The sequence below is a fragment of the Pseudoroseomonas ludipueritiae genome, assembly GCF_014490445.1.
GTDB classification, from domain to species: Bacteria; Pseudomonadota; Alphaproteobacteria; order Acetobacterales; family Acetobacteraceae; genus Pseudoroseomonas; species Pseudoroseomonas ludipueritiae.
Window position 1 is genome coordinate 1 of the sequence record NZ_JACTUZ010000164.1, and the last position, 9,791, is coordinate 9,791.

At 70.3% G+C, this 9,791-nt stretch carries 11 protein-coding genes; all 11 read left to right on the plus strand.

Features of this window, described 5'->3' with window-relative positions:
* On the plus strand, positions 1 to 1,120 hold a 1,120-nt coding region (locus IBL25_RS21995), incomplete at its 5' end, for a tetratricopeptide repeat protein (RefSeq protein WP_187780638.1).
* A gap of 8 nt (positions 1,121 to 1,128) precedes the next feature.
* Positions 1,129 to 2,364: an MFS transporter gene (locus IBL25_RS22000; RefSeq protein WP_187780639.1), complete on the plus strand. Its 1,236-nt coding sequence runs from the start codon at positions 1,129 to 1,131 to the stop codon at positions 2,362 to 2,364.
* 215 nt (positions 2,365 to 2,579) lie between these two features.
* A complete protein-coding gene (locus IBL25_RS22005; RefSeq protein ID WP_187780640.1) occupies positions 2,580 to 3,128 on the plus strand; it encodes a TetR/AcrR family transcriptional regulator in 549 nt (182 codons plus the stop codon).
* Positions 3,125 to 4,312: an MFS transporter gene (locus IBL25_RS22010; protein ID WP_187780641.1), complete on the plus strand. Its 1,188-nt coding sequence runs from the start codon at positions 3,125 to 3,127 to the stop codon at positions 4,310 to 4,312. Before IBL25_RS22005 ends, IBL25_RS22010 begins: the two co-directional genes overlap by 4 nt.
* Positions 4,313 to 4,810: 498 nt before the next feature.
* Entirely contained in the window at positions 4,811 to 5,272 is a 462-nt protein-coding gene (locus IBL25_RS22015) for a (2Fe-2S)-binding protein (protein WP_187780642.1), read from the plus strand.
* 13 nt (positions 5,273 to 5,285) lie between these two features.
* A complete protein-coding gene (locus IBL25_RS22020; RefSeq protein WP_187780643.1) occupies positions 5,286 to 7,466 on the plus strand; it encodes a xanthine dehydrogenase family protein molybdopterin-binding subunit in 2,181 nt (726 codons plus the stop codon).
* 23 nt (positions 7,467 to 7,489) lie between these two features.
* Positions 7,490 to 7,918 carry a sulfur oxidation c-type cytochrome SoxX gene (soxX, locus tag IBL25_RS22025; protein ID WP_187780644.1) on the plus strand — a complete coding sequence of 143 codons (429 nt, stop codon included), beginning with the start codon at positions 7,490 to 7,492 and terminating at the stop codon, positions 7,916 to 7,918.
* On the plus strand, positions 7,915 to 8,355 hold the full coding sequence (locus IBL25_RS22030; protein WP_187780645.1) for a thiosulfate oxidation carrier protein SoxY: 441 nt from the start codon (positions 7,915 to 7,917) through the stop codon (positions 8,353 to 8,355). Before soxX ends, IBL25_RS22030 begins: the two co-directional genes overlap by 4 nt.
* 2 nt (positions 8,356 to 8,357) lie before the next feature.
* Positions 8,358 to 8,687, plus strand: coding sequence for a thiosulfate oxidation carrier complex protein SoxZ (locus tag IBL25_RS22035; protein WP_187780646.1), 330 nt, complete (start codon positions 8,358 to 8,360; stop codon positions 8,685 to 8,687).
* A 32-nt stretch (positions 8,688 to 8,719) separates the two neighbouring features.
* Positions 8,720 to 9,421 (plus strand): sulfur oxidation c-type cytochrome SoxA, encoded by a 702-nt coding sequence (soxA, locus tag IBL25_RS22040; RefSeq protein ID WP_367615667.1) that lies wholly within the window; start codon positions 8,720 to 8,722, stop codon positions 9,419 to 9,421.
* Positions 9,418 to 9,696 (plus strand): c-type cytochrome, encoded by a 279-nt coding sequence (locus IBL25_RS22045; RefSeq protein WP_187780648.1) that lies wholly within the window; start codon positions 9,418 to 9,420, stop codon positions 9,694 to 9,696. The genes soxA and IBL25_RS22045 overlap by 4 nt, the downstream gene beginning before the upstream one ends.
* Positions 9,697 to 9,791: the final 95 nt, after the last annotated feature.

The following is a 9,791-nucleotide window of genomic DNA, read 5'->3' on the forward strand; positions in this document are numbered from 1 at the left end:
CGCGCAGGCCAGGGCCCGGATCGCCGCCGCGGCGGAGGCTGCCGCCCGGCGGGGCACGGAGCGCGAGCGCAGCCATGTGGACGTGCTGTCCCTCGCCATCAGCGGGCAGGCGGCCCGGGCGCTGGAGCGGGCGCTCGCGCATGCCGAAGCCTGGCCCCGCGACGTGCTGATCCTGTCCCTGCCCCTGGGTGCCTTCGGGCTCTTTGCCTTCTCCGGCATGGCGGACCACGACCAGGCGCGGGTGGACCTGTGCGAACGCCATGCCCGGCACTTCGAGGCCGATGACTGGTGGTTCCTGACCTACCGGGGCTGGGCCCATGCCGAGAACGGCGCAGTCGGGCTAGGGCGCGACCTGACGCAGCGCGCCTTCGACCTGCGTGGCGCCAATGCCAATGCGGTGCACGCGCTGTCGCACGCCATGTTCGAGGGCGGCGCGGGCGAGGAGGCGGAGAGGCTGATCGGCGGCTGGCTGCCGGGCTATGACCGCACCGGCACCCTCCATGGCCACATCGCCTGGCATGCGGCGCTCGCCGCGCTGGAGCGGGGCGACGCGGAGCGGGCCCTGGCGATCTACGCGGCGCATGTCCAGCCCTCCGCCTCGGCCGGCATGGCGGTCAATGTGGTCAGTGACACGGCATCCCTGCTCTGGCGGCTGAAGGCCTATGGCCACAGGGTTCCGGCAGGGCTCTGGGAGGCCGCGGCGTCCTATGCCGCGCCTGCCTTCCCGCAGGCGGGCTCCGCTTTCATCGATGTCCACATGGCTTTGCTCGCGGCCGGGACCGGCGACAAAGCCGCGCTGGAGCAGCGGGTGGCGGCGCTGACGCAGATGGTCGAGGCGGGAACCCTCGCCGCCGGGCCCGTGGTGCCCGCGATCTGCCGCGCGGCGCTGGCCTTCGCGGAGGAAGACTACGCCGCTTGCGCGCGTATCCTGGAGCCGGTGGCGGCCGAGGTCGTGCGCATCGGTGGCAGCGGCGCCCAGCGCGAGGTGGTGGAGGATATGCTCATCCTCGCCCTGATGCGGAGCGGTGAGGCCGCGAGGGCCCATGCCCTGCTGGACCGCCGCCTCCACCGCCGACCATCCCCGCGCGACACGCGCTGGTTCAGCCTGCTCACGGCCTGAGGAACTCCATGTCACACGCCAATGCCACCACTGCCGGGGATTCACCGGCAGCAACCACCTACAGCCATGAGAAAGGCAATGTCCTGCGGCTGGCCGTCGCGCAGGCGCTGGCGGGGGCAAACACGACCGTTGTCTATGCGACGGGCGCCATCGTCGGGAACATGCTCGCGCCCAGCAAGGCGCTGGCGACCCTGCCCATCTCCATCTTCGTGGTGGGGATGGCGGCCTGCACCCTGCCGGCCGGCATGATCGCCCAGCGCCATGGCCGCCGCGCCGCCTTCCTGACCGGAACAGGCTGCGGCGTGCTGACCGGCCTGCTGGCCGCGCTGGCGGTCGTGCTGGGCTCCTTCTGGCTCTTCTGCGCCGCCACCTTCTTCGGCGGGGCCTATGCCGCCGTGGTGCTGTCCTTCCGCTTCGCCGCCGCCGACTGCGCGCCGCCGGAGCGGCGCCCGCGCGCACTGTCCGCCGTCATGGCGGGCGGGGTCTTCGCGGGAGTCATCGGCCCACAGCTTGTCACCTACACCATGAACCTGTGGCTGCCCCATGTCTTCGCCGCCACCTATCTGGCGCAGGCCGTGGTGGCCTTGGCCTCCGCCTTCATCCTGCTCGGCGTGCGGCTCCCCATGCCGACGGCGGCGGAGGCGGGCCGCGGGCGCCCGCTCGGCGTCATCGCGCGGCAGCCGCGCTTCATCACCGCCGTGATCTGCGGGGTGGTCTCCTATCTGCTCATGAACTTCCTCATGACGGCCGCGCCGCTCGCCATGCAGATGTGCGGCCTGCCGCAGGAGGCATCGAACCTCGGGCTCCAGTGGCACGTCATCGCCATGTACGGCCCGAGCTTCTTCACTGGCCGGCTGATCACCCGCTTCGGCGCGGCCCGCGTGGTCATGGCGGGGCTGGTCCTGACCGCTGCCTCCGCCGCCGTCGGACTGACGGGCGTGGAAGTCACGCATTTCTGGCTGACCCTGATCCTGCTCGGCCTGGGTTGGAACTTCGGCTTCGTGGGGGCTTCCGCCCTGGTCCTCGAATGCCACCGGCCTGAGGAGAGGGCGCGGGTGCAGTCGTTCAACGACTTCGTGGTGTTCGGGAGCATGGTCTTCGGGTCCTTCCTGTCCGGCAGCCTGCTGACCTCCTACGGATGGAACGCGGTTCTCTGGCTGTCCTTCGTGCCGCTGGGGCTGGCTGTCCTCGCCCTCGCGGCCACGGCGGCGTCCCGCCAGGCGCGCGCGGCCGGGGAGGCGTAAGGGAGGCAGCGGCCTGCTCGCCACGGCGGTGCCTCTCGCCCGGGCCCTTCTCCGCCATCCGCTCCCGGGATGGTGGAGAGGGAAGGCAAGCCATCATCCGGCGCGCCTGCAACGCCAAGCTGGCGCTTACGGGCCCGCCATCGGCTTGCGAGGCAAAAGGCGCCTGTTCGGCAGCAGCCCTTTGCCATGTAAAGCGAACGTTTTACATACTCGCCATGGACAAGCGAGCGGATATTGTCTCGGGCGCCGCCACTGCGTTTGAGACCCACGGCTTCCGGGGCATCGGCGTCGACAAGGTGCTGGAGCCCTCAGGGGCTTCCACCCGCACGCTGTACAAGCATTTTGGCTCGAAGGACGCCCTGGTCCTTGCCGTGCTCGAGGAGCGGCACCGTCGCTTCGCGAAGCGTCTTGAGGCTGCGGCAGGCGGCAGCGATGCCGTGGCCATCCTGTTCGATACGCTCCGGCGGTGGCTGGAGGAGCATGGCGCAAGGGGATGCATGCTCCTGCGGGCCCGGGCCGAATACTCGGAAGCGAGCGAGGAGATCGTGGCTCTTGTCCGCCGCCAGAAGGACGAGTTCCACCGCATGATCGCTGCCCGCGTGGAGGCGGCGGTCGGGCGGAGCGACAACAGGCTTGCAACCCAGATCTGGGTTCTTTTCGAGGGCGCCACGGCCGCGGCAAGCGTCGCCGATCTTTCCGTGATCGATGACGCGAAGGCCGCCGCCGCCCTGCTTGTGGATGCGGCACGGAGAAACGCGGGATGAAGGGCGGCCGCAACCTGGTGGCCGCCGCCTTCGCGTTGACGGCCCTGTCCTACGGGTTGGCCCGCTTCGCCTATGGTCTTCTGCTGCCGCAGATCCGCCAGGACCTTTCGCTCGGTGCGGCGGCGGCCGGGTGGATCGGGGGCGGCGCCTTCGCCGCCTACTGCGTGGGTATTATCTTTGCCTTCCTGGCAGGTGCGAGGCTTGGGGAGCGGCTTCTGGCCATGCTCGCCGGCCTTGCCGCGACCGCTGGCCTGGGGCTGGTTGCCCTGGCTCCCTCCGCGCCGCAGCTCGGGGCCGCCATGGCACTGGCCGGGCTCAGCACGGGCTTCACCTCGCCGCCGCTCGCATCCGCCGTTGCGCGGGCATTTGACGAGCAGGCACGCCCGAGGGCGAATGGAATGATCAACGCCGGCACGGCGGCGGGGATCATCTTCTCCGGCCTCGCTGCAATGGGTTGTGCGGCAGCCTGGCGCGAACTCTACCTGCTCTTCGCCCTGATCGGCGCGGCCATAACGGCCTGGCTATGGTTCGCGCTGCCGGCAGGCGTTCCTGAGCGCAAGACCCACGGCGCTCCCGCGTGGCGATTGGCGAGGCCGGGCCTCGCCGGCCTCTGCGCGGCTGCCTTTCTGATGGGTGCATCCAGCACCGCGATCTGGACCTTCGGTGCGGACCTGCTGCGCAGTGAACCCGGCTTTCCGGAAGCGCGTATCGCGGCCGCCTGGGCCACGCTCGGCCTCGGCGGGCTCGCGGGCTCTTCCACCGGTATCCTGGTCGCGTGCTTTGGGATGGGCCTGGTCCACCGCATGGCGCTTCTGGCCATGGTCCTTTGCCAGGGGATGTTCGTGGCCGCGGCGGTGGTGCCTCTGCTCGCCTTCCCGGCGATGGCCGTGTTTGGCGCCGCCTACATCGTTTCCAGCGGCGTCCTGCTGATTCGCGGAACCTTGCTGCTCCCGGACCGGCCTGACCTCGGGCTCGGCCTGCCCTTTCTGGCCGTCGCCATTGGCCAGACAGTTGGGGCTCCGATCTTCGGCGCTGTGCTGGAAGGGGCCAGCGCGCGGACGGCGCTGTTGTTGTTTGCCGCGATTGCATGTGGAGCGATGCTCTGGGGCGTAGAAGGAACCGCTTCTCCTCGCCAGCAGCGGAAAAGAAGAGGACTTTCCGCGTTTTGGAAAGAGCAGGGCTGATTCGATCTGCCGGCGGCCAATCCCTTTCTCTCCAGGCTGGCAGAGCTTGTTGATGAGGGGCGGCTGTCAGGACGCGCGGACCTTGAGGCACTGCGCGCGCTCGATCCCAGCCTGATGCCCTTCCGTACCTGGCTCTCCGGGAGTGGCAACAAGGCTTTCAGGGAGGCGCTCGGTACATCCGGCGCATGGACCTGCGCCCAGGCATGAGGATGTGGCGACGCCCGGAGGGGATTGTCGCCGGAAGGGCGAGGCGCGAGGCGCCTGCGCCAGACCTGCTGAAGGCGGCAACAGAAGAGATGCATGCAGACCGTGGCTTGAGGCCGGCGCATGGTCCAGACCGCCATGAACGCACCCGCCCTCAGTTCACGGCACAATCTCCGGTGATCATTTCGGCGCGAGACATGGCGAGGGAGCACTTCATCGTTGCGGCCCGGGCACGGCCTTGACGATAGTCGCAGCAACAGCGCGGCGACAGTTCGCGCGGGAGAGGGCACCAAGATGGCGACGCTGAACATCAACGGGCGAAGCGTGCAGGTGGACGCCGACCCGGATACTCCCCTGCTCTGGGCCATTCGCGAGCATGTCGGGCTGACCGGCACGAAGTATGGCTGCGGCGTCGCCCAATGCGGAGCCTGCACCGTGCATCTGGACGGGCAGGCCATCCGCTCCTGCGTCCTCCCGCTCTCGGCCGTGACCGAGGACCAGAAGATCGTGACGATCGAGGGCCTCTCGCCCGATGGCACGCATCCCCTCCAGGTCGCCTGGCGTGCGCTGGACGTGCCGCAATGCGGGTTCTGCCAGTCCGGCATGATCATGGCCGCCGCGGCGCTGCTGGCCGAGAAGCCACGCCCGACGGACGAAGAGATCAACGAAGCCATCACCAACATCTGCCGCTGCGGCACCTATAAGCGGGTGCGCGCGGGCATCCACCAGGCCGCCGGCGGCGGCATCGCGGGTTGAGGGAGGGCGCGACATGACGATGCTGGAAGCCATGCGCCCGTCCCGCCGGGGACTGCTGAAGGGTGCCGCCGGGGCGGTGCTTCTGGGATTTCACCTGCCCTCGCGGCAAGCCGCCGCGCAGGGCACGCCCGCCAGCTCCCCGCCTGAGCTGAACGCCTGGGTAGTGATCCACCCCGACGACCGGGTGGTGCTGCGGATGGCGAAGGCCGAGATGGGGCAGGGCGTGCGAACGGGCCTCGCGCAGATGTTCGCGGAGGAGATGCACTGCGACTGGTCGAAGCTCTCCACCGAATACGTCACGCCGGGGCAGAGCCTGGCCCGGAACCGGGTCTGGGGCAATTTCCTGACCGCGGGCAGCCAGGGGATCCGGTCGAGCCAGGAGATCGTCCGCAAGGGCGGCGCGGCGGCGCGCATGATGCTGATCCAGGCCGCGGCCACCCGCTGGGGCGTGCCGGCCGCCGAATGCTCCGCCAGGGACAGCGTGATCACCCATGCCGGCAGCGGGCGCACACTGCGCTATGCCGAGGTGGTGACGGAGGCCTCGCGCCTGACCCCGCCCTCCGACGTGCCGCTGAAGGACCCGGCCCAGTGGACGGTGATCGGCAAGCCCCTCCCGCGCCTGGACACCGCGGACAAGACCACGGGCAAGCTGATCTATGGCCAGGACCTGCGGATGCCGGGCATGCTCATCGCGGTGCCGAAGCGCTGCCCCGTCTTCGGCGGCACGCTGAAATCCTTCGATGCCGCTTCGGTGTCCGGCATGCCCGGCGTGCGGCATGTCCTGAAGGTGGGCGATTCCGCCGTTGCCGTGGTGGCCGATACCTTCTGGCAGGCGAAGACCGCGCTGGATGCGCTGCCGGTGGAATGGGACACCGGGGAGAATAGCCGCGTCTCCTCCGAGACCATCTCGGCCATGCTGGACGAGGGGCTCACGGCGTCTGAAGCCTTCATCGGCAACCAGCAGGGCGACGCGCGGGCCGCCATCGCGGGCGCGGTCCGTCGGGTGGAGGCGACCTACTCCTACCCCTACCAGAACCACGCGCCGATGGAGCCGATGAACGCCACGGTGGTCTGGACATCCTCGCGCTGTGATGTCTGGTGCCCGACCCAGAACGGGGAGGCGGCACTGGCCGCAGCCGCCCAGGCGGCAGGCCTGCCGCAGACGGCCTGCGACATCCACCGCGTGGACCTCGGCGGCGGCTTCGGCCGGCGCACGGTGCATGACTGGCTGGCGGATGCGATCCTGATCGCGCGGCAGGTGCCGGGCACCCCGGTCAAGACCATGTGGACACGCGAGGAGGACATGGTGCAGGGGCGCTACCACCCCGTCACCAAGTGCCGCCTCGTCGCGGGCCTGGATGCGGAGAACCGGATCGTCGGGCTGCACATGCGCATCTCCGGCCAGTCCATCCTCTCCACCGCTTTCCCGGGCGGCCTGCAGAATGGGCGCGACCCGGTGCAGTTCCAAGGGCTGAACGCCAGCGGCGCGGAGAGTGCCATCGGCTATACCTTCCCGAACCTGCTGATCGACCACGCGATGCGGAACACGCATGTGCCCGCCCATTTCTGGCGGGGCGTGAACCACAACCAGAATGCCATCTACCTCGAATGCTTCCTCGACGAGGTGGCGCATGCGACCAACCAGGACCCGCTGGCGCTGCGCCGCTCGCTGATGGCGAACCACCCGAAGCACCTGGCCGTGCTGAACGCGGTGGCGGAGCGGATCGGGTGGGGGTCCCCGGCACCGGCCGGGATTCATCGCGGCATCGCGCAGCAGATGGGCTTCGGCAGCTACGTCGCCGCCGCGGCCGAGGTCTCGGTCAGCGACCGGGGAGAGCTGCGGGTGCACCGCATCGTCGCCGCGACGGATTGCGGCCACGCGGTGAACCCCCGGCAGATCGAGATGCAGGTGGAAGGCTCCTTCGTCTATGGCCTTTCCGCGATGCTCTACGGGGCCTGCACGGTGAAGGACGGTGCGATCGAGCAGACGAACTTCGACACCTATAACGTGATGCGCATCGGCGAGATGCCGGAGGTCGAGACCATCGTCCTGCCGTCTGGCGGCTTCTGGGGCGGCGTGGGCGAGCCGACGATCATGGTCGCCGCACCGGCGGTGCTGAACGCCGTCTTCGCGGGCACCGGCCGGCGCATCCGCGACATGCCGCTGGGGGAACAACTGCGACAGCGGACCTGAGGTGCGTGCGGGGCGCCGCGCCCATGCTGGCCTTGTCCCTTCTCGCCGCGCCCGCGGCGGGACAGGTGGCACCCTTCACGGTGACGGAGGACGCCATCGAGGCGCCACTGGATGGGATGCGGGGCGACCGGGCACGGGGTGAGGTGGTGGTCCGGAACCGGGAGACGGCGAATTGCCTGATCTGCCACAGCATCCCCGCCGCGGCCGAGCGCTTCATGGGGGAGATCGGGCCCCCGCTCGCGGGGGTGGGGTCGCGCCTGAGCCCGGGGCAGATCCGGCTCCGGGTGGTGGACCCGACCCTGTGGAACCCGCAGGCGATCATGCCGGCCTATCACCGCACCGAGGGGCTGCTGCGGGTGGACCCGCGATACCGCGGCCGCCCGGTGCTGACGGCGCAGGAAGTGGAGGACGTGGTGGCCTATCTGAGCGCGCTGGAGGCGCCGGGGCGATGACGGTGCTGTCCCGCCGTGCCGTGCTCGCGGCGCCCCTTCTGGTTGCCGGTGCTTCCCGGGTGGCGGCGGAGGAAGACTTCGCGGGCGCGCTGCGCGCCATCCTCGCCGGCCGCATCCCGGCCGAGGGCGCGATCGCCCTTGAGATCCCGCCGCTGTCGGAGAACGGGAACTCGGTGGACCTCTCGGTCCGGGTGGACAGCCCCATGACGGCGGAGGACCACGTCACCGCCATCCACCTCCTGGCGGAGAAAAATCCCTTTCCCCTCGTTGCCACCTTCTCGCTGACACCGCGGGCCGGGCGGGCGGAGGTCGCCACCCGCATCCGCCTGGCCACCAGCCAGAAGATCGTCGCCATCGCCGAGACGAGCCGGGGCGCGGTCCACCGCGCGGCGCGCGATGTGATCGTCGTGCTCGGCGCCTGCGTGGAGACGGGGTAGCGATGCAGACGGCCCCCATCACCGCGCGGATCACGCTTCCGCCTTCCGCGCAGCGGGGCGAGGTGGTGACGGTGCGCGTCCTTGTCCGTCACCCAATGGAACGGGCGGTGGACGCACCGGGGTTGACCCCGGTGCCACAGAAGATCCTCCACACCCTGCGCGTCACCTATGCCGGGGAGGAGGTCTTCCGCATGACGCTTTCTCCCGGCATCGCCGCGAACCCCTATCTGGAGTTCACGACGGTTGCCACGGAGACCGGCGACCTCGTCTTCACATGGGAGGAGGACGGCGGGACGGTCTACCGGCGTGAGGCGCGCCTGGTGGTGACGTGAGCCGCGCCTGGCGAGGGTTGCTTCCGCTCATCGTGCTCCTCCTCGGGGCTGCGGACGTTCGGCCGACACAGGAGTATCTCTCGCCCGAGATCCGCGCGGCGCAGGAGGACCCCTCCCGCCACCCCGGCTGGCTCTGGGTGGAGGAGGGCGAGGCCCTGTGGCGCGCCGGGGAGAAGGCCTGCGCCACCTGCCACGGGGGCATCGCCGCCATGGCGGGCGTGGCCGCGCGCTATCCCGCGGTCGCGCCGGATGGTGAGCTGCTGGATCTGGAGGGACGGATCGAACGATGCCGGACGCAGCACCAGGGAGAGGCCAGCTTCGGCCGGGAAAGCGAGGCGCTGCTGGCCCTGGAGGCCGCCATCGCGCTGCAGTCCCGGGGCATGCCCGTCGCGGTCGCGACGGATGGGCCGGCGGCTCCCTTCCTGGAGGAGGGGCGCCGCTTCTACCAGACCCGGCAGGGACAGTTGAACCTGTCCTGCGGCCAGTGCCACGACGACAATGCGGGCCGGCGGCTGCGGGGCGACGTGATCTCCAACGGCCTCGGCACCGGATACCCGGCCTATCGGCTGGAGTGGAACACGATGGGCTCGCTGCATCGCCGCCTGCGGGCCTGTTCGCTCGGCGTGCGGGCGGAACAGTTTCCCCTGGGATCGCGGGAGTACCTGACGCTGGAACTCTTCCTTGCCAGCCGCGCGAAGGGGCTGCCGGTCGAGGCGCCGGGGCTGCGGCGATGATCCGCGCGGCCCTGCTTCTCGTGAGCTTCGCGAGTGCCGCCGCGGCGCAGTCCGCGAATGTCGTGGCCGAGGGCTGCGTGGCCTGCCATGGCCCGGGCGGCAGGGGATCGGGGACGGTGCCGCCCCTTGCTGGCAGGGACGCGGCCGACCTCGCCGCCGCCATGGCCGCCTTTCGCGCGGATGAACGGCCCGCGACCATCATGAACCGGATCGCGCGGGGCTATACCGAGGCGGAAATCGCTGCCGCCACGGCCTATTTCTCGGAACTGCGATGACCGTTTCCCTTCCCCGTCGCGCCCTCCTCGGCGCCACCCTCGCCGCGCCGGCGCTGGCCCGCGCGCAGGGCGCGGCCCGGCTGCTGGTGGTCGGC

What these genes read in the sequence shown, in the direction of transcription:
- IBL25_RS22015 (WP_187780642.1), top strand. Translation starts at nt 4,811, where the DNA reads ATGGCGACGCTGAACATCAACGGGCGAAGCGTGCAGGTGGACGCCGAC.
- IBL25_RS22035 (WP_187780646.1), top strand. Translation starts at nt 8,358, where the DNA reads ATGCAGACGGCCCCCATCACCGCGCGGATCACGCTTCCGCCTTCCGCG.
- IBL25_RS22020 (WP_187780643.1), top strand. Translation starts at nt 5,286, where the DNA reads ATGACGATGCTGGAAGCCATGCGCCCGTCCCGCCGGGGACTGCTGAAG.
- soxX (WP_187780644.1), top strand. Translation starts at nt 7,490, where the DNA reads ATGCTGGCCTTGTCCCTTCTCGCCGCGCCCGCGGCGGGACAGGTGGCA.
- IBL25_RS22010 (WP_187780641.1), top strand. Translation starts at nt 3,125, where the DNA reads ATGAAGGGCGGCCGCAACCTGGTGGCCGCCGCCTTCGCGTTGACGGCC.
- IBL25_RS22045 (WP_187780648.1), top strand. Translation starts at nt 9,418, where the DNA reads ATGATCCGCGCGGCCCTGCTTCTCGTGAGCTTCGCGAGTGCCGCCGCG.
- IBL25_RS22030 (WP_187780645.1), top strand. Translation starts at nt 7,915, where the DNA reads ATGACGGTGCTGTCCCGCCGTGCCGTGCTCGCGGCGCCCCTTCTGGTT.
- IBL25_RS22000 (WP_187780639.1), top strand. Translation starts at nt 1,129, where the DNA reads ATGTCACACGCCAATGCCACCACTGCCGGGGATTCACCGGCAGCAACC.
- IBL25_RS22005 (WP_187780640.1), top strand. Translation starts at nt 2,580, where the DNA reads ATGGACAAGCGAGCGGATATTGTCTCGGGCGCCGCCACTGCGTTTGAG.